26 protein-coding genes are annotated in these 23869 nt (G+C 66.6%); 9 read left to right on the forward strand and 17 right to left on the reverse strand.

The features are described 5' to 3' along the window. Nucleotides 1-71 precede the first annotated feature (71 nt). Both FF090_RS09980 and FF090_RS09985 read left to right on the forward strand, forming a co-directional pair. Entirely contained in the window at nt 72-1349 is a 1278-nt protein-coding gene (locus FF090_RS09980) for a 6-phosphofructokinase (RefSeq protein WP_246071379.1), read from the forward strand. Nucleotides 1350-1430: 81 nt separating this feature from the next. Continuing rightward, nucleotides 1431-1631 carry a putative motility protein gene (locus tag FF090_RS09985; RefSeq protein ID WP_138856581.1) on the forward strand — a complete coding sequence of 67 codons (201 nt, stop codon included), beginning with the start codon at nt 1431-1433 and terminating at the stop codon, nt 1629-1631. Between the two features lies 1 nt (nt 1632). Here the strand turns inward: FF090_RS09985 and FF090_RS09990 are convergent, their stop codons facing one another. From FF090_RS09990 to FF090_RS10030, 9 genes are read right to left on the reverse strand one after another with little or no spacing between them, the layout of a single operon-like run. After that, the gene (locus tag FF090_RS09990; protein ID WP_138856582.1) at nt 1633-2112 is read right to left on the reverse strand and encodes a dihydrofolate reductase; all 480 of its coding nucleotides are present in this window, start codon (nt 2110-2112) and stop codon (nt 1633-1635) included. Further along, on the reverse strand, nt 2109-2918 hold the full coding sequence (locus FF090_RS09995) for a thymidylate synthase (RefSeq protein WP_138856583.1): 810 nt from the start codon (nt 2916-2918) through the stop codon (nt 2109-2111). Before FF090_RS09995 ends, FF090_RS09990 begins: the two co-directional genes overlap by 4 nt. Before the next feature lie 13 nt (nt 2919-2931). Further along, entirely contained in the window at nt 2932-3246 is a 315-nt protein-coding gene (locus FF090_RS10000; RefSeq protein WP_138856584.1) for a CcdB family protein, read from the reverse strand. Next, nucleotides 3247-3501, reverse strand: coding sequence for a type II toxin-antitoxin system CcdA family antitoxin (locus FF090_RS10005; protein ID WP_138856585.1), 255 nt, complete (start codon nt 3499-3501; stop codon nt 3247-3249). Nucleotides 3502-3529: 28 nt separating this feature from the next. Continuing rightward, nucleotides 3530-5314 (reverse strand): ABC transporter transmembrane domain-containing protein, encoded by a 1785-nt coding sequence (locus FF090_RS10010; protein ID WP_138856586.1) that lies wholly within the window; start codon nt 5312-5314, stop codon nt 3530-3532. Between the two features lie 30 nt (nt 5315-5344). Continuing rightward, on the reverse strand, nt 5345-5905 hold the full coding sequence (locus tag FF090_RS10015) for a SixA phosphatase family protein (protein WP_138856587.1): 561 nt from the start codon (nt 5903-5905) through the stop codon (nt 5345-5347). 21 nt (nt 5906-5926) lie between these two features. Then, nucleotides 5927-6160, reverse strand: a complete 234-nt coding sequence (locus tag FF090_RS10020; RefSeq protein WP_138856588.1) for a type II toxin-antitoxin system antitoxin — start codon at nt 6158-6160, stop codon at nt 5927-5929. Nucleotides 6161-6162: 2 nt separating this feature from the next. Beyond that, entirely contained in the window at nt 6163-6684 is a 522-nt protein-coding gene (locus tag FF090_RS10025; protein ID WP_138856589.1) for a hypothetical protein, read from the reverse strand. Between the two features lie 9 nt (nt 6685-6693). Then, nucleotides 6694-7575, reverse strand: a complete 882-nt coding sequence (locus tag FF090_RS10030; RefSeq protein ID WP_138856590.1) for an SPFH domain-containing protein — start codon at nt 7573-7575, stop codon at nt 6694-6696. 157 nt (nt 7576-7732) lie between these two features. Between FF090_RS10030 and FF090_RS10035 the strand changes: the two genes are divergently transcribed. Then, the gene (locus tag FF090_RS10035; RefSeq protein WP_175423609.1) at nt 7733-8587 is read left to right on the forward strand and encodes a substrate-binding periplasmic protein; all 855 of its coding nucleotides are present in this window, start codon (nt 7733-7735) and stop codon (nt 8585-8587) included. Nucleotides 8588-8589: 2 nt separating this feature from the next. Here FF090_RS10035 and miaA read toward each other — a convergent pair whose 3' ends face one another. The 3 genes from miaA to mutL all read right to left on the reverse strand — a co-directional run bounded on the left by miaA (nt 8590) and on the right by mutL (nt 13350). Beyond that, the gene (gene miaA / locus FF090_RS10040) at nt 8590-9510 is read right to left on the reverse strand and encodes a tRNA (adenosine(37)-N6)-dimethylallyltransferase MiaA (protein ID WP_138856592.1); all 921 of its coding nucleotides are present in this window, start codon (nt 9508-9510) and stop codon (nt 8590-8592) included. A 202-nt stretch (nt 9511-9712) separates the two neighbouring features. After that, on the reverse strand, nt 9713-11278 hold the full coding sequence (locus tag FF090_RS10045; protein ID WP_246071380.1) for a pseudouridine synthase: 1566 nt from the start codon (nt 11276-11278) through the stop codon (nt 9713-9715). Between the two features lie 107 nt (nt 11279-11385). Continuing rightward, nucleotides 11386-13350, reverse strand: a complete 1965-nt coding sequence (mutL, locus tag FF090_RS10050; protein WP_138856594.1) for a DNA mismatch repair endonuclease MutL — start codon at nt 13348-13350, stop codon at nt 11386-11388. A gap of 59 nt (nt 13351-13409) precedes the next feature. On the opposite strand from mutL, the gene FF090_RS10055 reads away from it, so the two are divergent. Continuing rightward, on the forward strand, nt 13410-14069 hold the full coding sequence (locus FF090_RS10055) for a DedA family protein (protein WP_138856595.1): 660 nt from the start codon (nt 13410-13412) through the stop codon (nt 14067-14069). Here FF090_RS10055 and FF090_RS10060 read toward each other — a convergent pair. Then, nucleotides 14058-14627, reverse strand: a complete 570-nt coding sequence (locus tag FF090_RS10060) for a helix-turn-helix domain-containing protein (RefSeq protein ID WP_138856596.1) — start codon at nt 14625-14627, stop codon at nt 14058-14060. The genes FF090_RS10055 and FF090_RS10060 overlap by 12 nt on opposite strands. 97 nt (nt 14628-14724) lie before the next feature. Between FF090_RS10060 and kbl the strand changes: the two genes are divergently transcribed. From kbl to FF090_RS10075, 3 genes are read left to right on the forward strand one after another with little or no spacing between them, the layout of a single operon-like run. Next, nucleotides 14725-15933 (forward strand): glycine C-acetyltransferase, encoded by a 1209-nt coding sequence (gene kbl / locus FF090_RS10065; RefSeq protein ID WP_138856597.1) that lies wholly within the window; start codon nt 14725-14727, stop codon nt 15931-15933. Between the two features lie 3 nt (nt 15934-15936). Further along, on the forward strand, nt 15937-16881 hold the full coding sequence (locus tag FF090_RS10070) for an NAD-dependent epimerase/dehydratase family protein (protein WP_138856598.1): 945 nt from the start codon (nt 15937-15939) through the stop codon (nt 16879-16881). A 22-nt stretch (nt 16882-16903) separates the two neighbouring features. Next, nucleotides 16904-17701, forward strand: a complete 798-nt coding sequence (locus tag FF090_RS10075; protein ID WP_138856599.1) for a MipA/OmpV family protein — start codon at nt 16904-16906, stop codon at nt 17699-17701. Nucleotides 17702-17732: 31 nt separating this feature from the next. Here FF090_RS10075 and FF090_RS10080 read toward each other — a convergent pair whose 3' ends face one another. Both FF090_RS10080 and FF090_RS10085 read right to left on the reverse strand, forming a co-directional pair. Next, entirely contained in the window at nt 17733-18662 is a 930-nt protein-coding gene (locus FF090_RS10080; protein WP_138856600.1) for a lysophospholipid acyltransferase family protein, read from the reverse strand. 51 nt (nt 18663-18713) lie between these two features. Next, nucleotides 18714-19310: an outer membrane beta-barrel protein gene (locus tag FF090_RS10085; RefSeq protein ID WP_138856601.1), complete on the reverse strand. Its 597-nt coding sequence runs from the start codon at nt 19308-19310 to the stop codon at nt 18714-18716. Between the two features lie 184 nt (nt 19311-19494). Here FF090_RS10085 and FF090_RS10090 point away from each other — a divergent pair, with 184 nt between their 5' ends. Next, nucleotides 19495-20142: a response regulator transcription factor gene (locus tag FF090_RS10090; RefSeq protein ID WP_138856602.1), complete on the forward strand. Its 648-nt coding sequence runs from the start codon at nt 19495-19497 to the stop codon at nt 20140-20142. Beyond that, nucleotides 20139-21569, forward strand: coding sequence for a sensor histidine kinase (locus tag FF090_RS10095; RefSeq protein WP_138856603.1), 1431 nt, complete (start codon nt 20139-20141; stop codon nt 21567-21569). Before FF090_RS10090 ends, FF090_RS10095 begins: the two co-directional genes overlap by 4 nt. 13 nt (nt 21570-21582) lie before the next feature. Here the strand turns inward: FF090_RS10095 and FF090_RS10100 are convergent, their stop codons facing one another. Together FF090_RS10100 and FF090_RS10105 are read right to left on the reverse strand one after the other, a co-directional pair. Continuing rightward, on the reverse strand, nt 21583-22389 hold the full coding sequence (locus tag FF090_RS10100) for an alpha/beta fold hydrolase (protein ID WP_138856604.1): 807 nt from the start codon (nt 22387-22389) through the stop codon (nt 21583-21585). 138 nt (nt 22390-22527) lie between these two features. After that, a complete protein-coding gene (locus tag FF090_RS10105; RefSeq protein ID WP_138856605.1) occupies nt 22528-23820 on the reverse strand; it encodes an O-acetylhomoserine aminocarboxypropyltransferase in 1293 nt (430 codons plus the stop codon). Between the last annotated feature and the right edge of the window lie 49 nt (nt 23821-23869).

Raw genomic sequence — 23869 nt, forward strand, 5'->3', positions numbered from 1 at the left:
CTTGATTTTGTTGGGACCACCGTCGGGCGGAGGCCGAAAAGCCGCGCATTCTTGCAGCCTGCTTGGCTAGGATGGTGTCGCAGCTGGTGCTGCAGGAGTTGGCGATGAACGGTTCCGGCAAGATTCTTGTGGCGCAAGGCGGAGGCCCGACCGCGGTGATCAACCAGAGTCTGGTGGGTGTGGTCTTGGAAGCGCGCCGTCATTTGGGCATCCAGCGCGTCTACGGTGCGCGCCATGGCGTCCGTGGCATCGTCAACGAAGAATTTGTCGACCTGACCCAGGAAACCAGCCACAACCTGGAACTGGTGGCCAACACCCCGGCGGCAGCCCTGGGCAGCACGCGCGACAAGCCCGATTTGGCCTATTGCCAGGAGATGTTCAAGGTGCTGCGCGCGCACCGCATCGAGCACTTTTTCAATATCGGCGGCAACGACAGCTCGGACACCGTGCGCATCGTGGCTGAAGAGGCGCGCCGTGCGGCCTACCCGATGCGCTGCATCCACATCCCGAAGACCATCGACAACGACCTGGTGCTGAACGACCACACGCCGGGCTTTCCCAGTGCTGCCCGCTTCGTGGCTCAGGCCTTTGCAGGGGCCAATCTGGACAACGCGGCCCTGCCGGGCGTCTACGTGGGTGTGGTGATGGGGCGGCATGCAGGCTTCCTGACGGCCGCGGCGGCACTGGGCAAGAAGTTCCCCGATGACGGCCCGCATTTGATTTATGTGCCCGAGCGCATCTTCGACCTCGAGCGCTTTCTGCTCGATGTGAAAGCCACCATGGATCGCTTTGGCCGCTGCGTGGTTGCGGTGAGCGAAGGCATTCACGATGCGGCGGGTACGCCCATCCTGGCCCGTCTGGCCCAAGATCTGTCCAAAGACCTGGAACGCGATGCGCATGGCAATGTGCAGCTCAGTGGCAGCGGCGCGCTGGCCGATCTGCTGTGCGAGGAGATCAAGGCCAAGCTCAAGATCAAGCGGGTGCGTGGCGACACCTTTGGCTATCTGCAGCGCAGCTTTGTGGGTTGCGTGAGCGATGTGGACCAGCGCGAGGCGCGCGAGGTGGGGGAGAAGGCGGTGCAGTACGCCATGTGGGGCGACCGAGGTGAACTGCGTGACGGCTCCGTCGCCATCAAGCGCACGGGCTTTTATTCGGCCGACTATGAATTGCTGCCGCTCGAAGCCGTGGCCGGCAAGACACGCACGATGGAGGATGAATTCTTGAGCCCCAGTGGCACCGATGTGACCGATGCCTTCCGGCTCTATCTGCGTCCGCTCTTGGGGTCGGGGATGCCGGATGCCTTCCGGCTGCGGCCCAATGCGGTGGAGAAGATCCTCAAGCCCGCGTGAAGGGCGTCACAGGGCGATGCCTGGTGGGAGCTTCAGTTTGGCGGCGGGTGGCCGATGAACCCCTGAACCCTAGGAGCCGTCATGAACCCGATCCCTGCCGTCAACGCCGCCTCCAGCATGGAAGCCGGCACCGTCCAAAGCGTGGCGGCCATCAAGGTCATGAAGATGGCGATGCAGAACCAGGAAAGTCAGGTCAGCCAGTTGCTGTCCGCCCTGCCTCAGGCCGCACCTCAGCTGGCTACCAGTGGCAGCGTGGGTACGCAGTTGCACGCGGTGGCATGACTCAGTTCTGTCGGTAGCTGCGAAAGCGCCAGCGCAACGTCTGGCCTTGCCAATCGGCCGGCGCCGCCAGCCACTCAGGCCCCAGGGCCGGGAAGTGGCAGTCGGCCTGCGGGAATTCGGCATCCACCTCGGTCAGCTCGATGCGCTGTGCACGCGGCAGGGCCAGGGCATAGACCTCGGCGCCGCCGATGATGCAGAGCTCGGGGGCATCGCCCAGCAAGCCCAGGGCTTCGTCCAGCGAGCGCACGACCTCCGCACCTTCAATCGCCCCGCCGCGTGTCAGGACCAGGTTGCGCCGCCCGGGCAAGGGTCGAAAGCGCGGCGGCAGGGACTCCCAGGTCTTGCGGCCCATCAGCACCGGCTTACCCAGGGTCAGGGCCTTGAAGTGCGCCAGGTCCTCGGGAATGTGCCAGAGCAGCTGATTGCCTGCGCCCAGCTCCCGGTTCCGGCCCTGGGCCGCGACCAACACCAACTGCGTCATACCGCGACGGGGGCCTTGATCAAGGGGTGATGCTGATAGTCCTGCAGCTCGAAGTCTTCGAATTCGTAGTCGAAGATGGAGACGGGGCGGCGTTTGATCTGCAGTGTGGGGAAGGGGTAGGGCTGGCGCGCCAGCTGGGTCTCGACCTGCTCGGTGTGGTTGCTGTAGAGGTGGCAGTCGCCGCCGGTCCAGATGAAGTCCCCAACCTGCAGATCGCATTGCTGGGCAATCATGTGTGTCAGCAGGGCGTAGCTGGCGATGTTGAAGGGCACGCCCAGGAAGATGTCAGCGCTGCGCTGGTAGAGCTGGCAACTGAGCTTGCCGTCGGCCACATAGAACTGGAACAGGGCGTGGCAAGGCATCAGGGCCATTTCAGGCAGGTCGGCGACGTTCCAGGCGCTGACGATCAAGCGCCGGCTGTCGGGGTTGGCCTTGATCTGCGCGATCAGCTCGGCGATCTGGTCGATGTGTCCGCCCCCTGCTTTGGGCCAGCTGCGCCATTGCACGCCGTAGACCGGGCCCAGCTCGCCATCGGCCCGCGCCCACTCGTCCCAGATGGTGCAGCCGCGCTCCTGCAGCCACTTCACATTGCTGTCGCCGCGTAGGAACCACAAGAGCTCCAGCACGACGCTCTTCCAGTGCACCTTCTTGGTCGTGACCAGCGGAAAGCCCTCTTCAAGCGGAAAACGCATCTGGTAGCCGAACACGGAACGGGTGCCGGTGCCGGTGCGGTCGCTCTTCAGCACACCCGTCTCGTGAACATGGCGCATGAAGTCTTCAAAGGTGGAGCGGATGGGGCGGGTCATTAGGGCTTGCCAGTCAGAAACTGCCAAAAAGGGTGTCGAGGGCGGCCGTGATCACGGCGGCCTGGGCGCGCAGGCTCAGTATGGGCTTGCGCAGAAGGTGGGCGGGCAGGGCGCCCAGGGCGGCGGTGTCCAGCACCACGGCCTGCTCCTGCACCAGAAAGACCGGGTTCAGTCCCTTGGCCGGGCGGCCAAACTGGTTCTCGGCCCGCAAGGGGATGACCACCCGGGTGGCCAGGCCGCTGATGTAGTCGTTCTGCAAATCCAGCAGGTAAGGGATGCGAGCGCGCTCCTGGGCCTCCGGGTTGGCATAGACGTCGTAGCGCGCCACTCAATCAGCCTCCCGCGCAAAGCTGCGGTAGCGCGCCAACGGCAGGCCCTCGCGCTCGATGCGGGCGTTGTAGTCCTCGATCGCGCCTTGGTTATCCTGATTCCAGCGTTCCCAGTAACGGCGCTTGACCTCGGCGGCCAAGAGCTCGTCCACCGTGGCCGAGATGTTCATGCCCAACTCCTTGGCGGCATCCAGCACGCGGCTGTTGAGCGTGAGGTTGGTGGCGCGTTTGGGGGCGTCGTCAAGGCGCAGCATGATGGACTCCAGTTCGTATGCGCATGAATTATGCGCGTGCGAATTGCAGGGCGGCGAGCCGGGCATACACGCCACCCTGCGCCATCAACTCGGCGTGGGTGCCGGACTCGACCACCTGCCCTTGTTCCAGCACCAGGATGCGGTGGGCATGCTGCACGGTGGCCAGGCGGTGGGCGATCACCAGGGTCGAGCGCCCGGCCATGGCGGCGTCCAGTGCAGCCTGCACCAGGCGCTCGCTTTCGGCGTCCAGTGCGCTGGTGGCCTCATCCAGCAGCAGCAGCGGCGGGTTCTTCAGGATGGCCCGCGCAATGGCGATGCGTTGGCGCTGCCCGCCCGAGAGCCGCACGCCACGCTCGCCCAGATAGGTCTGGTAGCCATGGGGTAGGGCACTGATGAAGTCATGCGCCTGCGCGGCGCGGGCGGCGGCGATGACCTCGGCTTCGCTGGCCTCGGGCCGGCCATAGCGGATGTTCTCCAGCGCGTTGGTGCTGAAGAGCACGGCGTCCTGCGGCACCAGGCCGATGCGGCCGCGCAGGGCGTGCAGGTCCAGTCGATCGATGCGAACGCCATCGAGCGCAATGCTCCCGCTCTTGGCTTCGTAAAAGCGCTGCACCAGCTGGAACACCGTGGTCTTGCCGGCGCCGCTGGCTCCGACCAGGGCGACGGTCTCGCCGGGCTTGAGCTCAAAGTCCAGCCCGGCCAGGGCCAGGGTGTCGGGCCGGCTGGGGTAGCTGAAGCGCACGTCCTGAAAGATCAGGTGGGCGCCTCCATGGGCCGGCGGCAAGGGCTGGGGATGGGCGCTGGGCTGCACGGGTGAGCGGCTGTGCAGCAGCGCCATCAGGCGCTCGGTGGCGCCGGCCGCGCGCAGCAGATCGCCCCAGACCTCGGCCAGCACCGCCACTGAGCTCAGCAGCAGCACCACATAGACCACGGTCTGGCTCAGGTGCCCGGCGCTGATGCGCCCGGCCACCACCGCCTCGGTGCCCTGGTAGAGGCCCCAAAGCAGGGCGGCGAAATTGGCCACGATGACGAAGGCCACCAAGAGCGCGCGCATCTTGGCGCGCCGCTTGGCGGTGGCAAAGGCCGCCTCGGTGGCGCTGGCAAAGCGCGCGGCCTCGCGCGGTTCCTGGGCATAGCTCTGCACCACCGGAATGGCGTTGAGCACCTCACCAGCGATGGCCGAGGCATCGGCCACTTTGTCCTGGCTGTCGCGGCTGAGCGAACGCACCCGGCGGCTCCAGATCAGCGTGGGCGCCAGCACCAGCACCAATGCGCCGAGCACCTGGCCCATCACCACCGGGTTGGTGGCCACCAGCATCAGCAGGGCGCCGATGGCCATCAACGCATTGCGCAGACCCATGCTGAGCGAGGAGCCCACCACGGTCTGCACCAGGGTGGTGTCGGTGGTCAGGCGGCTGAGTACCTCGCCGGTACGGGTGCTCTCAAAGAAGCCCGGGCTGTGCTGGATCACATGGCGGTAGACGGCCGCACGCAGGTCCGCCGTGATGCGTTCGCCCAGCCAGGTCACCATGTAGTAGCGCGCCGCGGCGAACAGGCCCAAGGCCACGCCCACGGCAAACAGCAGCAGAAAGTGCTGGCGCAGCGCCATCAGCTGGGCGCTGCGGTCCTGCGGCAGAAAGCCCGCATCCACCAGCCGCCCCAGCGCGACCGGAAAGAGCAGGGTGGTGAGCGCCGCCCCCAAAAGGAAGAGGGCAGCCAGCGCAATGCGACCCCGGTACGGGCGCAGAAAAGGCAGCAAGCCACCCAGGGCGGCTGGGGATTTGGCCTTGGGCCGGTCGTCAGCGGTTTTCATTGGGGCGGCATGCTGCCATGCCGCGCAAAGTCATTGGCAGGTCTTATCGACATTCGGCTCACCAATGGCATTCGGCTCGTGGATGGGATCCGGCTCGCCGTAGCGCAGGCTCAAGAGGCGCGGCGGTGTTTCAGTCTGGGGCAGTACCACCCAGGCCAGTCCGAATCGGGTTTCGCAGGGCGGCAAGGGCTTGGGGACGCCCAGGGCAGCGGCCAACTCGGTCACGGTGTTGCTGTGACCCACCACCAGCACACCGCCCTCCAAGGCTTGCACACGCGCAAGCAACTGTTGCCGATGGGCGGCCAGCCCGCCCGGTCCGAAGCCGACGGCCTCGACCTGCAGCCCCAGGCGCTCGGCCAGCGGTGCGGCCGTGGCTCGGGTGCGTTGGGCGTCCGAGCTGAGGATGTAGCGGATGCCGGCGTGCGCCAGGGCTTCGGCCAAGGCCTCGGCGCGGCGCTTGCCGGCGGCGGTCAGGCCTGGATCTGCACCGCTGGCCTTTTCAGCGTGGCGCACCAACACAACCAGGCTGGGGGCGGCGACGGCTGACTGACCCATCAGTAGAGCGGTCAAGAAGAGACTGAGGACGCGCATATTCGGCTCTTTGGGTGGGGATCAGTCTTTCCCGTCGGGCTCGCCTTCGCGGTGAGCCGAACTTTGGGTTGAGTTTTGGGCCAGTCTCGATTTGGGACTCCCGAGCCGGATGCCGCGCCGGCCCAAGGCTTCGCGCAGCAGCATCTCGGCCTGCGCATTGGCACTGCGCAGCTCCTGTGCGGCCAGGCGCTCGACCTCGGACCAAAGTTCGGGGTCGACGCGCAGGGGGAAGGACTTTTTGCCGGGGCTGGCCATGGCTATTCACCGGGGCGACGCGGGCGGCGCGGCGCGCTGCGGTGGACATCCAGTGCGGGGGGTGGGCCAAAGGCTCGATGAAGTCGCCAGGTCCAAATGATCAAGACCAGCGTGAAAGCGCCGAGCCCGGCAAACACCGCGCCCAGACCGAGCGCCGCCCTGGGATGCAGGGTGTCCCAGACGACCCAGGCATGTGCACCTGCCAACAATCCAAGCACCTGTAAACCCAGGGCGTCGATGTAGGGGGCCAACCGATCAAGGCTGGCCTTGCGACGTTCCCCCTCGAACCAATATTCCGCATGAGGCAAGTTCACACCGCCCTTGGCCCTGCGCCGTAGCAGCCACATGCAGCCTGGTCCGGAGAACCAGGAACTCAATGCACCAATGCCACCCATGAGGGCGATGTAGCTGGCGCGGCTGGCCTCCTTTCCAGGGTCACCCACCAGGTCGGGCAACAGCGTGAAAGAACTCCAGCCAAAGCCGAGCAGGTAGGCCGCCCAAGACAGAAGGAACAGGATGCGCATGGCGCTGACTCAGCTGTACAGGGTGCCGGTGTTGACGATGGGCTGGGTCTCGCGATCCGAGCACAGCACCACCAGCAGATTGCTGACCATGGCCGCCTTGCGTTCATCGTCCAGGTGCACGATTTCGCGCTCGGACAGGCCCTTGAGTGCGGCCTCCACCATGGTGACCGCGCCGTGCACGATCTTGCTGCGCGCGCTGATGATGGCCTCGGCCTGCTGGCGGCGCAGCATCACCTGGGCAATCTCGGGGGCATAAGCCAGGTGGCTGATCTTGGCGTCGATGACCGCCACGCCGGCATCCTCAAAGCGCTCCTGCAGTTCCTTGCGCAGAGCCAGGGCCACCACGTTCTGGCCGCCGCGCAGGGTGATGGCGGCGTCCTCTGGGTTCTCGCCCTCGTCGTAGGCATAGCTGGCAGCCAGGTGGCGGATGGCCGCCTCGGCCTGCACGCGTACATAGGCCTCGTAGTCATCCACCTGGAACAGAGCCTTGGCACTGTCGGCCACGCGCCAGACCACCACGGCGCTGATCTCGATGGGGTTGCCGCGCGCGTCGTTGACCTTGAGCGTGGGCGCATTCAGATTGCGGTCGCGCAGCGAGATCTTGCGCTTGATGGTCAGCGGGTTGGCCCAGCGCAGACCCTCACCGCGGTCGGTGCCGGTGTAGGCGCCGAACAGGGTGAGCGCGGCGGCCTGATTGGGGCTCAGCATGTAGAGACCCGCCAGCGCGATGCCGCCGGCCAAAACGAGGGCCAGTGGCAGCAGCGGGAAGACCCCCCGGCTGAACAGAAAGCCGCCGGCCAACAAAAGTCCCAAGCCGCAGACGATGGCGGCGTAGCCATTTGCGCTGGTGGCGGGGCGTTCCGTGGTCGGGCTTTGCGTGGTCTTGCTCATGAGGCCTCCTAAGCGATCAAAGTGATATCACTTTAGTTTCATTCATCGGGGTTGGCAAGCCCTGTCACACTGGCTTCACGTTTGAACCAATGGCCGATGAGCCTGGCCTTGCATAGAGTCCTCAGGCTGGCGCGCCACCGCGCCCTGGAACCTAAGCTTGCACCGTCGCACCGCCATCTCGACCGCTTTTGGCTTCGCTCTGGCCACTGCTCAGGCAGGTCAGTCTGTGGTCCTGCGCTATGCCCGTTTTTCCGCCACGGCGGACGACCCCCGCATTCATTTTCCGCTGGCGCTGCTGCGGGCCGCCCTGCTGGCCCAGGGGCTTGAGGTCGAGTTTCAGCCGGCCGAATGGGCGATGGAGCGCACCCGCGCCATCAAGGCGGTCGCGGATGGCGAGATTGATTTCATGTGGAGCAGCCTGGGGCGCGAAATCGAGCAGCAGCTGCGGCCCATCCGCATCCCGATCTACCGCGGGCTGATCGGCCAGCGCATCTTCATCATTCATCGCGAGCGCGAGGCCGAGTTCGCGCGGATTCAGAAGCTGCCGGACTTGGCGCGCTTGACCGCCGGTCAGGGGGTGGGCTGGGTGGATACCCAGATCCTGCAGGCGGCCGGCCTGAAGGTGGTGAGCAATACCTACGACGCGCTGTTCAAGTCCCTGGCGCGCGGGACCATCGACTACTTTCCGCGCGGCGCCAATGAAGCCCCCGCCGAGGTGGCCGCCCGGGCGACAGAGTTTCCCGAGCTGATGGTGGAGCCGCGCCTGCTGCTGGCCTATCGCAGCGACAACATCTTTCTGGTCGGTCGTGAAAACACCGCCCTGGCCCAGCGCATCGAGGCTGGATTGCTGGCGCTGCACGCCAGCGGCGGCTACCAACGTCTGTTCGATGCCCACCCCTATGTGCAGAAGGTGTTGGCCGAGGCGAAGCTGGCCCAGCGTCTGCGGCTGGAGATCCCCAATCCCATGCTCTCTGACGAGGATCGCAGGATCCCCGAGCGCTTCTGGCTGTAGGCCTATAGCGCCTGGGCGAGGTGGCGCAATGCGTCCAGCAAGCCGGGCGAGCTGGCCTCCACGATCTGCCGCGTGGGCATGCTGCGCAGCCAGGTGATCTGGCGCTTGGCCAATTGACGCGTGGCCGCCTGTGCGCGCTCTCTGAGCGTCTTCAGATCGGGTGGATCGGCTGCATCCAGGGCCTCCCAGGCTTGGCGATATCCCACGCAGCGCATGGAGGGCAGTTCCAGGTGCAAATCGCCGCGCGCACGCAGGGCTCGCACCTCATCCAGAAAGCCGGCGGCCAACATGGCGTCAAAGCGAGCGTCCAGGCGGGCGTGCAACCAGGCGCGGTCTTCGGTCTCGATGCTGATCAGCGGCCAATCCACGCCTGCGCTGCGCTGGGGTTGGGCATGCCACCAGCTCAGCGGCTTGCCGCTGGCGCGAAACACTTCCAGCGCGCGCTGGATGCGCTGGCTGTCAGTGGGGTGCAGGCGGGTGGCGGTGATCGGGTCGCAGGTGACGAGTTCGGCATGCAGGGCCGGCCAGCCGCGCTGCACGGCTTCGGCATCCAGCGCGGCACGCTGCGCCGGATCGCTGGGCGGCAGCTCGGACAGCCCGTCGCGCAAGGCCTTCACATAGAGCATGGTGCCGCCCACCAGCAGAGGGCGGCGGCCGCGCGCCTGGATCTCGTCCACTAGGCGCTTGGCGTCAGCCACGAACTGGGCTGCGCTATAGCTCTGGGTCGCATCGAGGATGTCGATCAGGTGGTGCGGTACAGCGGCCCGCTCTTCCGGGCTGGGTTTGGCGCTGCCGATGTCCAGGCCGCGATAGATCAGCGCCGAGTCGACGCTGATGATTTCACAGGGCTGCTCGGCCGCCAGCGCGAGCGCGCAGGCGGTCTTGCCCGCGCCAGTGGGGCCGACGATGAAGAGGGGCTTCACGCTGAGAAGACTGAACCCGCGAAGGGCCGCTCCCGAGCGGGTTCAGCCCCCTCGGGGGGGTGGCGGAGGGACGATTGCTTCAATCGGCCCGCAGACTGGGGGCTCAAAAGTTTTCCCGCGAAGGGCCGCTCCCGAGCGGGTTCAGCCCCCTCGGGGGGGTGGCGGAGGGACGATTGCTTCAATCGGCCCGCAGACTGGGGGCTCAAAACTTTTCCCAGGGGGCGAGATAGCGCCATTGACCCAGCGGCAGGGCGGACAGCGGAATGCGGCCCATGCGCACGCGCTTGAGGCCCAGCACCTTCAGTCCCACCAGCTCGCACATGCGGCGGATCTGACGCTTGCGACCTTCGCGCAGCACAAAGCGCAGCTGGTCCTCATTGGCCCAGCTGACCTTGGCTTCGCGCAGTTGCACGCCGTCCAACTCCAGGCCATGGCACAGGCGTGCCAGCAGCTCGGGCGGGAACACATGCATGGGGGACTCGCCCTCGACGCCGTCGACACGGGCCACTCGCACCAGGTACTCCTTTTCGACATCGCTGTCGTCGCCGATCAAGGTCTTGGCTACACGGCCGTCCTGGGTGAAGACCAAGAGACCGGTGGAGTCGATGTCCAGGCGGCCAGCCGGGGCCAGGCCACGCAGCTGCGCAGCGTTGAAGCCGATATGGCCCAGGGTCGGGTCCTCGACCCAGCGGGTGTCGGCGCGGATCAGGCTGACGGCCGGCTCGTAGCCGTCCTCAGGCTGACCCGAGACCAACCCGATGGGCTTGTGCAACAGGATGGTGACGCGCTGCGCCTGCTGCTTTTGCGCGGCCGGGTCGATCTCGATCTGGGCCTCGGGGCCGATGCGCAGGCCGAGCACAGCGAGCTTGCCATCCACGCGCACCCAACCCATCTCGATCCATTCATCCGCCTCGCGGCGCGAGGCGATGCCGCGGTCGGCCATCACCTTGGAGAGGCGCTCGCCCTGGCCTTCGCTGGGCTCTGGCGCTTCACGACGCGGCTTGAATTCCGCACTCGTACGACGGTCATCGCGGCGCGGCGGGCGGTCGCCATAGCTGGCGCCTTCACGCGGCGGGCGATCCGCGCGCGGGCCAGGTCCGCCAAAGCCGCCTCGGTCATCATGGCGCGGCGGGCGGTCGCTATAGCTACCGCCTTCGCGGGGCGGGCGATCCCCTCGCGGGCCGGGTCCGCCAAAGCCGCCTCGGTCATCGCGGCGCGGCGGGCGGTCGCTATAGCTGCCACCTTCGCGCGGCGGACAATCCCCTCGCGGGCCAGGTCCGCCAAAGCCGCCTCGGTCATCACGGCGCGGCGGGCGGTCGCTATAGCTGCCGCCTTCGCGTGGCGGACGATCCCCTCGCGGGCCAGGTCCGCCAAAGCCGCCTCGGTCATCGCGGCGCGGCGGGCGGTCGCCATAGCCGCCGCCTTCGCGTGGCGGCCGGTCCCCGCGAGGACCACCCGAGAAGCCGCCGCGGTCATCGCGACGGGGGGGGCGGTCGCCATAGCTGCCGCCTTCGTGTGGCGGGCGATCCCCACGCGGGCCAGGGCCACCGAATCCACCCCGGTCATCGCGACGGGGCGGGCGGTCGCCATAGCTGCCGCCTTCGCGCGGCGGGCGCGACTGGCGCTGTTCGCGCTCTGCCTGTGCCTCCGCCAGGGTCGGGCGCTTCTTGGGGGTGTTCATGCCGCGCACGGGGGCGCGGTCACCGCGTGGCGCGGCGCTGCCCTTGAGCTTGAGGGTGGTCTTCTTCTTGCTGTCGTCGGTGCTCATGGGCTGGTCCTTGTGGCGAATGCTCCGCCAGGGGTGAATCATGCACGCGCTGCGGCTTGGGCGGCTGCGCTGTGTCGTGGGGAGTGGTGTGACGCGGGGAGGCGAGCTCAGCGCCCGCGCAGAAACAGGGCGTCCAGGTCGCGCATCGTCAACTGTCGCCAGGTGGGGCGGCCGTGATTGCACTGATCGGCGCGCTCGGTGGCTTCCATATCGCGCAGCAGGGCGTTCATTTCCACCAGGCTGAGTTGCCGATTGGCGCGCACAGCCGCGTGGCAGGCCAGCGTGGCAAGCAGATCGTGCTGTGCACGCTCCAGCACGGCGCTGCCGCCGAATTGGGCCAGGTCGGACAGCACTTGGCGACTCAGGGCCAGCAGATCGGCGCCCTCCAGCAGCGCAGGGCGGCTGCGCAGGGCCAGTTGCTGGCGGCCGATGGGGCTCAGATCAAGACCCAGGGCCAGCAGGGCCTCGGCATGGGCCTCGGCGCAGGCCATCTCTTCGGCCGAGGCCACAAACACCAAGGGAATCAGCAGCGGCTGGGCATCCATGCGCCGCGCCAGGGCGGCTTTCAGCCGCTCGTAGAGCACGCGTTCATGGGCGGCATGCATGTCCACCAGCACCAGGCCTTGGCGGTTCTCGGCCAGGATGTAGATGCCCTGCAACTGGGCGAGTGCGCGGCCAAGCGGCCATTCCTCAGGCCCAGTGGTCGTAACCATGGCCGTGGCCGCGGACGTGGCCCCATCGGAGACAGTGGGCGCGTCACGCGCACTGGGTGCAGCCTCCAACGTGCGCGCCAACCAGGCGTCACGTGCCGGCGGGGCGGGGCCCTCGGCGGCAGCTGCACTGCTCGGAGTCGCCCTAAAAAGACTCGAGCCTGCGGAAGAGGGCGCGCTGAAGCTGCTGGGCTGGGTCATCCAGTCCAATCGGCTCTGCTGCACCGGCATCGGTGGGGGCGGGGCCCAGCCTGAAGCTGGCGAGGGCTCCCGTGCACTCAGGGTTGAGGCCGGCGCTTCGCTCTCGGTGCTGATCTGGCTGCGAGAAGCAGCCAAGGCCTCGACGGCCAGGCGTCGCAACTGCTGGTGCAGGCCGCGGCTGTCACGGAAGCGCACCTCGATCTTGGTCGGGTGCACATTCACGTCCACCAATTCGGGCGCGATGTCGATGGCAATGAAGTAGCTGGGCTGACGCTGGCCGTGCAGCACGTCATCGAAGGCCGAACGCAGCGCGTGAGCCAGGGTGCGATCGCGCACAAAGCGGCCGTTCACATAGAGATATTGCTGGTCGGCGCGGCTGCGGGCGGCCTCGGGCAGGCCCACCCGGCCTTGGATCCGCAAGGCGGGCACTTCCCAGGCCAGAGCGCGGCTGCTGGCCACGAACTCAGCGCCCAGCACATCGCTCAGGCGCTGCTCGGCACTGCTGGCTCGCCACTGCTCAATCAGCTTGCCTTCGGCCCACAGGGCAAAACCCACCCCGGGGTAGGCCAGGGCGATACGACGCAGGGTTTCCACGCAGTGCGCCTGTTCGGTGGCGTCGGTTTTCAGAAACTTGCGCCGTGCCGGGGTGTTGAAGAAGAGTTCGCGCACCTCGACCGTGGTGCCCCGTGCCCGCGCCGCAGCGCGCAACTCGCCCGAGCGGGCGTCCAAGCGGGTGGCGTGCTCAGCACCGGCACAGCGGCTGGTGATGCTCATATCCGAAATGGAGGCCATCGCGGCCAGGGCCTCGCCGCGAAAGCCCATGGTGGCCACCGACTCCAACTCGCGCAAATCGCGGATCTTGCTGGTGGCATGGCGTTTGAGTGCCAGCGGCAGCTCCTCGGCCGGGATGCCGCCGCCATCGTCCTCCACCGTGACGGCGCGCACGCCGCCGCCCATCAAGCGCACAGTGATCTGGCTGGCGCCCGCGTCAATGGCGTTGTCCAGCAACTCGCGCACCACGGAGGCCGGGCGTTCCACGACTTCACCGGCGGCAATCTGGCTGATCAGCTCGTCGGGCAGTTCGGCAATGCTGCGGCGGGCGGCCCGACCGTCGGACACGGAGGCGGCGGGGGCCGACTCCAGGGTCGGGATCTCATTCATAGGGCCAATTGTAGGGAGGGGGCCATGCCCCCCTGGGCTTGCCCTGAGAATGCGCGCCCATGGAAACGCTGAACTTCTTGATCGATTTCATCCTGCATGTGGACCAGCACCTGGCCAATTTTGTGGCGGCCTATGGGGTTTGGGTCTACGCGCTGCTGTTTGCCATCGTGTTTGTCGAGACCGGCCTGGTGGTCATGCCCTTCCTGCCCGGCGACTCGCTGCTTTTCGTGGTCGGCGCCCTGTGCGGCGTGGGGGCCATGAACCTGCCCTTGGCCATTGCGGTGCTGCTGGTGGCCGCCATCCTGGGGGATCAGTGCAATTACACGATCGGGCGTTACTTTGGTCCCAAGGTCTTTCAGTGGGAACAGAGCCGCTTCTTCAATCGCAAGGCCTTTGATGCAGCGCACGAGTTCTACGAGCGCCATGGGGGCATCACCATCGTGATCGCCCGATTCATGCCCTTTATCCGCACCTTCGCGCCCTTTGTGGCCGGGGTGGCCGAGATGACGCGCAGCAAATTCACCGCTTTCAACATTCTGGGCGCGGTGATCTGGGTGGTGGGTCTGTGCTTGCTGGGCTACGCCTTCGGCAACATCCCGCTGGTCAAGCAGCACATGAGCAAGGTGATCTGGGCGCTGATCATCATTCCGGGCCTGATCGCCATCGTCGGCGGCTGGCGCGCCCAGCGGCGCGCCACGGTGCAGGCCTCAGGGGTGTAAGACCACCAGCAAGCCGACCGCCATGGTGGCGCCCGGATTGCGGATGGCATGGGCCTGATCGGCGGCGTAACGCGCGGTCTCGCCCAGCTTCAAGGCCTGACGGTGCTCGCCGACCTCGATTTCCATCTCGCCGCTCAGCACACTCAGGTGCTCGCGCGAGCCGGGCTCGTGAGGCTGGGAAGCCAACACCCCGCCCGGCTGGATGATCAGCTCATACCACTCGTACTGGCCGGCCAACTCGATCGGCCCCAGGATGCGCAGGCGCGCCAGACTGTCCGGGCTGGCCAAGGAGGGCGTGGCATGGGCCTGCACCCACTCGATGCCGTTTTGCGCGGGTTTGGCGCCCTCCAGCAGCTCCGAAATTTCCACGCCCAGGGCGTGGGCCAGGCGCCAGACCACCGCCACGGTGGGATTGGCCTGGTTCCTCTCGATCTGCGAGAGCATGGACTTCGACACCCCGGCACGGCGGCTCAATTCGTCCAGCGTCAGCTGGCGTTTGGCGCGCAATGCGGCCAGCGCCTCGCCGACCTGGGGCGGCTGGGCAAGATCCATCTCCATCGGCGTGATCCTGTGTAAGGTGCTCTTGATCGGGTGAACCAAAGTTCGATATAGTGAACAGGTTCGATGCGGCGCATTGTGCGCCAGGAGACTGAACATGACCAGCACGACGGCGGACTTTTACGCCCACATCCAATCAGAGCTCGCCGGCATCGAAAGCAATGGCCTGTTCAAGCGCGAACGCATCATCGCCACGCCGCAGGGTGCCGTCGTCAGGACGACCGATGGGCGTGAGCTGATCAATCTTTGCGCCAACAACTATCTGGGTCTGTCCAGCCACCCCAAGGCCATCGAGGCCGCGCACAAGGCGCTGGATAGCCACGGTTTTGGTCTCTCCTCGGTGCGCTTCATTTGCGGCACGCAGGACATCCACAAGGAGTTGGAGCGTCGCATCGCCGCCTTTGTGGGCTGCGAGGACGCCATCCTTTACGCCGCCGCCTTTGACGCCAATGGTGGTTTGTTCGAGCCCCTGCTGGGTGAGCAGGACGCGATCATTTCCGACGCGCTGAACCACGCGTCCATCATCGACGGCATCCGTCTGTGCAAGGCGCAGCGCTATCGCTATGTGAACAACGACCTCACCGATCTGGAAGGTTGCCTGCGCGCGGCGCGCGAAAAGGGCGCCCGCCACATCCTGGTCTTCACCGACGGCGTGTTCTCGATGGACGGCACGATCGCGCAACTCAAAGAGATTCGCGCCCTGTGCGACCGCTACGGCGCGCTGCTGGGCATCGATGAGTGCCATGCCAGCGGCTTTCTGGGCAAGACGGGGCGCGGCACGCCCGAGCATTGCGGCGTGCACGGCCAGATCGACATCGTCACCGGCACCTTCGGCAAGGCCCTGGGCGGAGCCAGCGGCGGCTTCACGGCCGCGCGCAAGGAGGTGGTTGAACTGCTGCGCCAGCGCTCGCGCCCCTATCTGTTCTCCAACACCCTGGCGCCCGCCATCGTTGGCGCCTCGCTGGCGGTGCTGGATCTGATCGAAGGCAGCACCGCGTTGCGCGACAAGCTGGAAGACAACACGCGCTTCTGGCGAGATGGATTGACCGCAGCCGGCTTTGACATCAAGCCCGGCACCCACCCCATCGTGCCGGTGATGGTCTATGACGCCGTCAAGGCGCAGCAGCTTTCGGCGCGCCTGTTGGAGCTGGGCGTCTACGCCGTCGGCTTCTTCTATCCGGTGGTGCCCAAGGACCAGGCGCGCATCCGCACCCAACTGAGTGCCGCGCACGATCGCGCGCATCTGGAAAAGGCCCTGGCCGCCTTCACCCAGGCCGGGCGTGAACTGAATCTGATCAAGGCTTAATTCATGTCGCAGACCCGCATCCTGATCGTCGGGGCCAATGGCCAGATCGGCACCGAGCTGGCCCTGGCCCTGGCCGAGCGCCATGGCGATGCCAACGTCATCACCAGCGACATCGCGCCGCAGGGTCGCCTGCCCCAACTGCGCCATGAAATGCTGGACTGCACCGATGGCGCGGCCCTGACCGCCATCGTGCAGCGCCACCGCATCACCCAGGTCTATCTGCTGGCGGCTGCGCTGTCGGCCACGGGCGAAAAGCACCCGCAGTGGGCCTGGGACCTGAACATGAAGGGCCTGCTCAATGTGCTGGAGCTGGCTCGCACCCAGCCGCTGGAGCGCGTGTTTTGGCCCAGCTCCATCGCCGCCTTTGGGTCCACCACCCCGCAGGACCACACGCCCCAGACCACGGTGATGGAGCCCACCACCGTCTACGGCATCAGCAAGCAGGCCGGTGAGCGCTGGTGTGCCTGGTACCACCGCATGCATGGTGTGGATGTGCGCTCGCTGCGCTATCCCGGCTTGATCAGCTGGAAGACGCCGCCCGGCGGCGGCACCACCGACTATGCGGTGGACATCTTCCACCAGGCACTCAAGAGCGGCCGCTACACCTGCTTCCTGCAGGCGGACCAGCGCCTGCCCATGATGTACATGCCCGACGCGATTCGCGCCACGCTGGAACTGATGGAGGCGCCCGCTGCCGCCATTCAGGAGCGCGGCAGCTACAACCTGGCCGGCTGCAGCTTCACGCCCGCTGAGATTGCGGCCGAGATCCGCCGTCACATCCCAGGCTTCGAGATGGATTGCCAGCCCGACTTCCGCCAGCAGATCGCCGCCAGTTGGCCGCGCTCCATCGACGATTCGGTGGCATCGGCCCACTGGGGCTGGAAGGCCGAGTTCGGTCTGCCCGAGATGGTGGCAGACATGCTGGAGAACTTGCGCCGCAGTTTGTGAGCGCGGCGGTTAGGCTTGTTGCATGCACAAGCCGACTTACTCGCTTTTCCTGATGTTGCTCGCTGGGCCGCTAGCGGCCCAGGAGCCAGCGCTCATTCCCGGCGCACGCCTGGCGGTTCTGGGCCTGCGTGTGGCGGACGGGCCGGTCTACTTCGGTCAGCGCGAGCGGGGCCAGGGGCTGCGGCCCGTTTTGGCTGTGCGCTGGGGGCGGTTTCAGATCAGCAATTCCGGCGGGAGCTCCCTGCTCGGCGAGCGCGGCAGCGCCGGCGCCACCACCGATCTGCTGGACGACGAGGACTGGCGCCTGACCCTGGGCCTGCGATTGGATCGTGGCCGCGACCTGGGCGGCACCCTCCGCCTTCAGAACCTGCCCGAGGTGCGCGCCACCTTGAGAGGCCGCATGGCCCTGACCTGGCACCAGACCCCTGAGCGCGACTGGACCCTGGCGCTCAACCCCGATCTGCTGGGGCGGGATGGCGGGCTGCTGGCACAACTGGGATGGAATGAGCGCCTCCCCAGCTGGTCTGGCCCGGTGGCGGGGGAATGGACGGCCTTTGCCCAAGTGGTGGCCGGCAGCCGGCGCTATCAGCAAAGCTACTTTGGTGTGCCTGCGGGGCTGCCGAGCTTTGCGCCTTATGTACCGGGGGCCGGGCTGCGCAATGCCAGCGTCGGGCTGGGCTGGCAGCGCCCGGCGGGGCGGCACTGGGTGCTCTTCGGGGGCGCCGCGCTCAGCCGCTTGCTCGGCCCGGCGGCTGAGGCTCCCTTCGTGGAGCTGCGCAGCGACTGGAGCGCCAACCTCGGGCTGGCCTATCGCTTCTGAATCGGGCGGAGAGGCCCCGCACACTGGGGCGTCATAGCGCCCCTCTCCATGACCTCACAGGCTCCTGCGAAAAGGCGGCGGGCTTTGATTGAGGAGGGCCGGCTTGTGGCTCCGCCCGAGGGCGAAAGCGCGCATAGGACCAGTAGTAGTGCTCTGGATGGGCGCGAACCAGTGCATCAAAACGGCGGTAGCAGCGCCGGACTTGGCGTTTCAGGCTGGCCAAGTCGCGCCCAGGTGCTTGGGTGCTGAGTGTCGAAAAGCTCACCCGGTAGTGCCCCGCAGCAAGCATTTGCGCATGCCCCAACAACAGCGGCGCGCCGCCCAAGGCTGCGACCAGGGCACAGCCGACAGGGGCCTTTGTGGTTTGTCCCAGGAAGCGCACCTCAATGTCCCGACCTTGGTGGTCCGCATGCAAGCAGACAAAGCCCCCCTTGCGCAGCGCAGCGACCAGCTCGAAAAGCTGATTGCCCTCGGTTCGATCCAAGTAGCGGATGCCGGAGGCGCGCAGGCGGGTAGCGATGCTGGGCAGCCCGGGTGGCAGCTTGGCCAAAGTCGTGCAGCGGCCGGTCAGGCGCTGCAAGGCCAGGGCCACCGTTTCATAGCAACCCATGTGCAAGGTGCTCACGCAGGCCCGTTCGCCCTGTGTGAGGGCCTGACGCGCGCCCGCATCCTCGTAGGCGATGTCCACACGGAGCTCCTTGAGAAAGAGGCTGTCCAGCACGCCCATGCAAACCCGCGCATAAGAGCGCAGCGCCAAGCGCGTTCGTGCGCTTCGGCCCATGGCCGGAAAGGCGAGGTGAAGGTGCTGGATCAGGCGCCGGCGCGTGGAGTGCGCCAGCAAGAGGACCAGCGGCGCGAGGCATCGACAAACACGCCAACGGCCTGCTGGCCCCAAGAGAGCCAGGAGCGATACGAAGTGGCGCAGCAGCGCATCAGCAAAGGGGCGAGTGGACAAGGCCATGGGGTGCGCGGAGCGCTCTGAGCCTGCAGGAGGCTCAGAGCCATCGGGGCCTCAGTAGGAGTAGCGCAGGCCCAAGGTGACAGCAGCGGCTGCCAGGCGCGGGCTGAAGTTGCCGAATCGATCCGCGTCCAGGTGCAGAGACAGGCCGTTGTGGAAGCGGTACTCGGCGCCGATGCCGGCCATCAAAGAAGTCTTGCTTCCAGCCAGCCCCTGCGCGCCGGCAGGCACGGTCCCGCCGCGCGCCCGGTTGTTGGCCACCCCCAAGCGGCCATGCAGCGCGAAGTGCTCGCCCAGATTGAGCGTGCCCACCGCCGCACCGTAGAACAACTTGGTGTTGACGGTCTGCTCGGATGTCACGTTGGCCTGACGGGTGCGTTCGGTATAGCGACCCAGGTGCGCGTAGCCCGCCTCGATCGCCCAGTTCTCGCTCAGGCGGAAGCCGTAATAGGCCTTGAAGGGGCGGCCCGACGTGGAGTCGGACACCACCGTGGCGCTGGGCGAAGAAATGGCCAGCACGCTCGCACCTGCGCTGAAGCCGATGTAATCGTCGCGGTCCTCAAAGGTCCGCTGACCGGCGGCATGGGTGGATTGCAGCGCAAGCAAGCTCAACAGGGCGGCGGCGACGGACAAGGAGATGCGGGACTTCATGATGGGTACTTGAATTGCCCGGTAGCGCCCGGACTCGGCGTTGGGACGACCTCCGTCCCTTGACCGAAATTGTTGGGTGTCAAGGGTTTTCCATGATTCAGACTGGCTTAAGCGCACCTTAAGACTGGCTTAAGAACCCTGAGAAGGGGCCTGGCCAGTCGTCCAGGCGAGGCAGGATGGCGGCATGCAAGTCCTTTTGATTGAAGACGACCTGGATCTGGGGCAGGCCACCTTGATGGGGCTGCAACAGCATGAGTTGCAGGTGACCTGGGTGCGGAACCTTGAGCGGGCTGGTGCCACCCTGCAAAGGCAGCTGGTCGATGCGGTGGTGCTGGATCTGGGTCTGCCGGATGGCGATGGGGTTGAATGGTTGGCGCAGCAACGCAAGCGCGGGATGGCTTTGCCCGTCCTGATCCTTTCGGCCCGAGACGGCCTGGGGGATCGCCTGCGAGGGTTGGGGGAAGGGGCCGACGACTACCTGGTGAAGCCTTTCGCGCTGGACGAACTGGTGATGCGTCTGCGGGCCATCTGGCGGCGCAGCCACGGGCAAAAGCTGCCCACGCTGTGTGGGCTGGAGCACGACGCCGCAGCCATGCAGCTTCGGCAAGATGGCCAGCCTTTGACGTTGACCCAAACCGAGTACCAACTGCTGTTGGCCTTGTTGAGGCGACAGGGCGCCGTGGTGTCGCGCAGCCATCTGGAGGATCTGACCCGGGGTGGGGTCAGCGCTTCGTCCTTGGATGTGCATATGTCCAACTTGCGCCGCAAGCTGGCGCCGGACACGTTCAGAACCCTGCGGGGCATCGGCTACGCGCTCATCATTCGTCCATGAAACCAGATCGAAAGGAGGCGCATTGGGCATTTGGCTGGCGGCGCTGGTTGGGCCAATCCAGCTTTGTGGTGCGTCTGGTGCTGGCGCAACTCACGCTGCTGAGCCTTCTGTGGCTGCTCATCGTGGTGCTGATTGCAAGCAGCGAGAACGAAGACACCGTCGTTTTGGACCGCAGCGGTCGAACCCTCGTCTGGCTGCAAATCGCCCAGGCTCTTGGGGAAGATGAGGGCCAGCTTCGCAACCTGATGGCCCGCATTGACGCCTACCAGCGGACCGAAGACATCGACGTCGACGACGAGGCAGTTCGGGTCTCCATGGTGTTGCGATATCAGGGGCGCGTGCTCTATGTCAGCCCGGGCAAGCCGGGCGCCTTGAGCGCCGGGACGGACGGCGAGGCCCAGCTCGTGGAGCATGAGGGTCGCAACTGGCGCACCTTGACGCGCCATCTCAACGGTTACAGCCTGACCTTGATCCAGGCCAAGGAGTCCTGGAGGCAGGTGTTTTCGCCCTCGGGCCGTGCCGTGTTGCTATTGCCCTTGTTGATCAGCCTGCCGCTGCTGATCTTGCCGACTTGGCTGGCAGTGCGCCTGGCGGTGCGGCCTGTTCAGCGGCTTGGGGAAGAGTTGCTGCGGCGTCCCGCCGATCAGTTCGAGCCATTGCAAGTGCAGGGCTTGCCGAAGGAATTGGCGCCGCTGCGCCGGGCTATCAACGCCTGGATGGCTCGATTGGCCGCCGGACGTCGACGCGAGCGGGACTTTGTTGAAAACGCCGCGCACGAGTTGCGCACGCCGCTGGCGGCCTTGAGCACGCATCTGGAGGTTTTGCAGCGCGCTGCCGTTATTGGACCGGAGGGCACGGCGACGCTGAACGGACTGGATCGGGCGGCTCGTCGCGCCAGCCAGTTGGTCAAGCAACTGATGTCCCTCACCCGCATCGAGTCGGTCGACGAGGGCACCCGGCAGCCGGTTGATTTGCGTCGACTTTGCGAGGACAAATTGGTGGACCTGGTGCCGCTGGCTGAGCGCCGCGGTGTCGGTCTGGAGCTGGACTGCGGGGAGGACCTCGAACTGTTGGGCTTCCCGGAAAGTCTGGAGTCCATCATCGAAAACCTGGTGACGAACGCATTGCGCCATTCCCCGGCCGGTGGGTCGGTCCGGATTGCGCTGCGACGGCTTGCCGGACCAGGGGAAAGCACATGCCTGCGTCTGCGGGTGGAGGACCAGGGCCCAGGCATCCCTGCGGCCAGTCGGACCCGGATGCTGGAGCGATTCCAGCGTGGCCCACAAAGTGGTGAGGGCGCGGGCTTGGGGCTGTCCATCGTGCAGGCGGCGGTCCAACTGCATCATGGCAGCCTGCGCTTGGAAGAAGCCCCTGGCGGTGGGCTGCGAGTCGATGCGGACTTCCCTGTCGCCTCGCCGCAGCCGTAGCGCCCGGCAGGCCTCAGCCTTGAACCAGCGCGCCCCCCAAGCAGGCCCTCAGCCCCTCGGGGTCCTCTTGCATCATGGCGTGTCCACAATTCAGCGCGACGGTTCTGGCCTTCAGGGCCTCCATCAGCGCTTTGGCGGATCGAGCCGGAGTCATCTGATCCAGGGCGCCAATGACGACGGTGCTGGTACAGCGGACCTTGGCCGCGGCCTGTAGCGCATTGGCGTAGCCATTGCACAGCTCAAAGTCCTTGAGGAACAGATTGCCATCAAGCCAGCCGGCTTGGGTGCGCTCCATCAGGGCCTGGTTGGCGCCGTGCAGCCAGGCGCCGGGCCCGGGGTAGCCGGGCTTGGCGGCGATTCCGCTGTGGCTGAAGGTGTTGACCATGCGCATGGCGGCCACGGGGTCGCTGGCTGCGGTGCCCAATAGGGCCGGGCTCACGCCCATCGGGGCGGCCGTGCCCAGCAGGGCCAGATGCCATGCCCGATCGGGCGCCTGTGCGGCGGCTTCGAGGGCAATGAGCGAACCCATGCTGTGCCCCACAAACGCGGCTTGCTGCACGCCGGCGGCGTCCAGGCAAGCCAGCACCCAGGCGCCGGCAGCTTCGATGGACTCGGGCGGCGGCCCCTCGCTGCGGCCGTGAGCCGGCAGATCCAGGGCCAGCACGCTGAAACCCGAGTGGGCGAAGCTGCGCGCCAGCAGTGTGAAAACCGAGTGGTCGTGCAAGGCGCCGTGCAGGAAGACCACGCAGGGTAGAGCGGCGTCAAAGGGCTTGCCGCCGGTGTAGGCGTAGACGCGGCGGTTCAGAACAATCAATTCCATCGGGAGGGGCTCCGTGCCAATGGTGTGGCACTTGGGACGCAGAGAGGCCGGATCAAGGGGCCACCGCGGAACCGGCTTTGCCGGGCCGCTGGTGGCGCCCCCTTGAGGGGGAGGCGCCGAAGGCGCTTCGGGGGTGGGTCACTTGAACGCGGCCTTCAAGGCCACTTTGAGGTCGGCAATGAGGTCGGCCGGGTCCTCCAGGCCGATCGAGAGGCGAATACTGCCCGGTGCGATGCCGGCTGCCGTCAGGGCCGCTTCGTCCATGCGCGAGTGGGTGGTGCTGGCCGGGTGGATCACCAGTGAGCGTGCGTCTCCCACATTGGCCAGATGGCTGAAGAGCTTGAGCGACTCGATGAACTTCTGGCCTTGTGCGCGGCTGGCATCCAGCTCGAAGCTGAACACCGCGCCTGGCCCCCGCGGCATCAGGGCCTGGGCCTTGGCATGGCTGGTGTGGCTGGGCAGGCCGGGGTAGCCCACGGCCTTGACCTGGGCTTGTTGGGCCAGGAATTCGGCCACCGCCTGTGCATTGGCCACATGCCGGGCCATGCGCAGGGGTAGGGTCTCCAGGCCTTGCAGCAGCAGCCAGGCCGTGTGCGGGCTCATGCAGGCGCCAAAGTCACGCAGGCCCTCGCGGCGCGCGCGCAGCAAGAAGGCGCCGACGGTGGACTCCTCCGCAAACACCATGTCATGGAAGCCCGCGTAAGGCTGGGTGAGTTCAGGAAACTTGCCGGACTTCACCCAGTCGAAGCGCCCCGAGTCAATCAGTACGCCGCCCACCACCGTGCCATGGCCGCACAGGAATTTGGTGGCCGAATGCATGACCAGATCCGCCCCTTGCTCGATGGGGCGCGAGACCCAGGGCGTGGCCAGGGTGGCGTCCACCAAGAGCGGAAGACCCGCCTCGTGGGCGATGGCCGCCACGCCAGGCACATCCAGCACGTCCATGCCGGGATTGCCAAGCGACTCGCCGATCAAGAGCCGGGTTTCCGGGCGGATGGCCGCTCGCCAAGCCTCCAGATCGGCGGGCGCCACAAAGGTGGTCTGGATCCCGAAGCGAGGCAGGGTGTAGTGCAGCAGGTTGTGCGAGCCCCCGTAAAGCTGCGAGCTGGCCACGATGTGGCCACCGGCAGCGCAGATCGTGCCAATGGCCAGCCACAGCGCTGCCTGACCGCTGGCGGTGGCAATGGCGCCCACGCCACCTTCCAGCGCGGCCATGCGCTCTTCAAACACCGCCGTGGTGGGGTTGCTTAGTCGGGAATACACATGGCCGCTGCGTTCCATATTGAACAGGCCGGCGGCGTCTGCGCTGCTGTCGAACACAAAGCTGGTGCTCAGATGCAGCGGCGTGATGCGGGCGCCGGTGCAGGGGTCGGGGGCGCTGCCGGCGTGCAGGGCCAGGGTGTCAAAACCGGGATCTAAGGGGCCTGGCATGGAGCGTTTTTGGCAATCTTGCTGAGGGGTAGGGCGGGCATTGTGTGCT

It is taken from the genome of Inhella inkyongensis (genome assembly GCF_005952805.1).
GTDB classification, from domain to species: domain Bacteria; phylum Pseudomonadota; class Gammaproteobacteria; order Burkholderiales; family Burkholderiaceae_C; genus Inhella; species Inhella inkyongensis.

What these genes read in the sequence shown, in the direction of transcription:
- FF090_RS09980 (WP_246071379.1), top strand. Translation starts at nt 72, where the DNA reads ATGGTGTCGCAGCTGGTGCTGCAGGAGTTGGCGATGAACGGTTCCGGC.
- FF090_RS09985 (WP_138856581.1), top strand. Translation starts at nt 1,431, where the DNA reads ATGAACCCGATCCCTGCCGTCAACGCCGCCTCCAGCATGGAAGCCGGC.
- FF090_RS09990 (WP_138856582.1), bottom strand. Translation starts at nt 2,112, where the DNA reads ATGACGCAGTTGGTGTTGGTCGCGGCCCAGGGCCGGAACCGGGAGCTG.
- FF090_RS09995 (WP_138856583.1), bottom strand. Translation starts at nt 2,918, where the DNA reads ATGACCCGCCCCATCCGCTCCACCTTTGAAGACTTCATGCGCCATGTT.
- FF090_RS10005 (WP_138856585.1), bottom strand. Translation starts at nt 3,501, where the DNA reads ATGCTGCGCCTTGACGACGCCCCCAAACGCGCCACCAACCTCACGCTC.
- FF090_RS10010 (WP_138856586.1), bottom strand. Translation starts at nt 5,314, where the DNA reads ATGAAAACCGCTGACGACCGGCCCAAGGCCAAATCCCCAGCCGCCCTG.
- FF090_RS10015 (WP_138856587.1), bottom strand. Translation starts at nt 5,905, where the DNA reads ATGCGCGTCCTCAGTCTCTTCTTGACCGCTCTACTGATGGGTCAGTCA.
- FF090_RS10020 (WP_138856588.1), bottom strand. Translation starts at nt 6,160, where the DNA reads ATGGCCAGCCCCGGCAAAAAGTCCTTCCCCCTGCGCGTCGACCCCGAA.
- FF090_RS10025 (WP_138856589.1), bottom strand. Translation starts at nt 6,684, where the DNA reads ATGCGCATCCTGTTCCTTCTGTCTTGGGCGGCCTACCTGCTCGGCTTT.
- FF090_RS10030 (WP_138856590.1), bottom strand. Translation starts at nt 7,575, where the DNA reads ATGAGCAAGACCACGCAAAGCCCGACCACGGAACGCCCCGCCACCAGC.
- FF090_RS10045 (WP_246071380.1), bottom strand. Translation starts at nt 11,278, where the DNA reads ATGAGCACCGACGACAGCAAGAAGAAGACCACCCTCAAGCTCAAGGGC.
- mutL (WP_138856594.1), bottom strand. Translation starts at nt 13,350, where the DNA reads ATGAATGAGATCCCGACCCTGGAGTCGGCCCCCGCCGCCTCCGTGTCC.
- FF090_RS10055 (WP_138856595.1), top strand. Translation starts at nt 13,410, where the DNA reads ATGGAAACGCTGAACTTCTTGATCGATTTCATCCTGCATGTGGACCAG.
- FF090_RS10060 (WP_138856596.1), bottom strand. Translation starts at nt 14,627, where the DNA reads ATGGAGATGGATCTTGCCCAGCCGCCCCAGGTCGGCGAGGCGCTGGCC.
- kbl (WP_138856597.1), top strand. Translation starts at nt 14,725, where the DNA reads ATGACCAGCACGACGGCGGACTTTTACGCCCACATCCAATCAGAGCTC.
- FF090_RS10070 (WP_138856598.1), top strand. Translation starts at nt 15,937, where the DNA reads ATGTCGCAGACCCGCATCCTGATCGTCGGGGCCAATGGCCAGATCGGC.
- FF090_RS10075 (WP_138856599.1), top strand. Translation starts at nt 16,904, where the DNA reads ATGCACAAGCCGACTTACTCGCTTTTCCTGATGTTGCTCGCTGGGCCG.
- FF090_RS10080 (WP_138856600.1), bottom strand. Translation starts at nt 18,662, where the DNA reads ATGGCCTTGTCCACTCGCCCCTTTGCTGATGCGCTGCTGCGCCACTTC.
- FF090_RS10085 (WP_138856601.1), bottom strand. Translation starts at nt 19,310, where the DNA reads ATGAAGTCCCGCATCTCCTTGTCCGTCGCCGCCGCCCTGTTGAGCTTG.
- FF090_RS10090 (WP_138856602.1), top strand. Translation starts at nt 19,495, where the DNA reads ATGCAAGTCCTTTTGATTGAAGACGACCTGGATCTGGGGCAGGCCACC.
- FF090_RS10095 (WP_138856603.1), top strand. Translation starts at nt 20,139, where the DNA reads ATGAAACCAGATCGAAAGGAGGCGCATTGGGCATTTGGCTGGCGGCGC.
- FF090_RS10100 (WP_138856604.1), bottom strand. Translation starts at nt 22,389, where the DNA reads ATGGAATTGATTGTTCTGAACCGCCGCGTCTACGCCTACACCGGCGGC.
- FF090_RS10105 (WP_138856605.1), bottom strand. Translation starts at nt 23,820, where the DNA reads ATGCCAGGCCCCTTAGATCCCGGTTTTGACACCCTGGCCCTGCACGCC.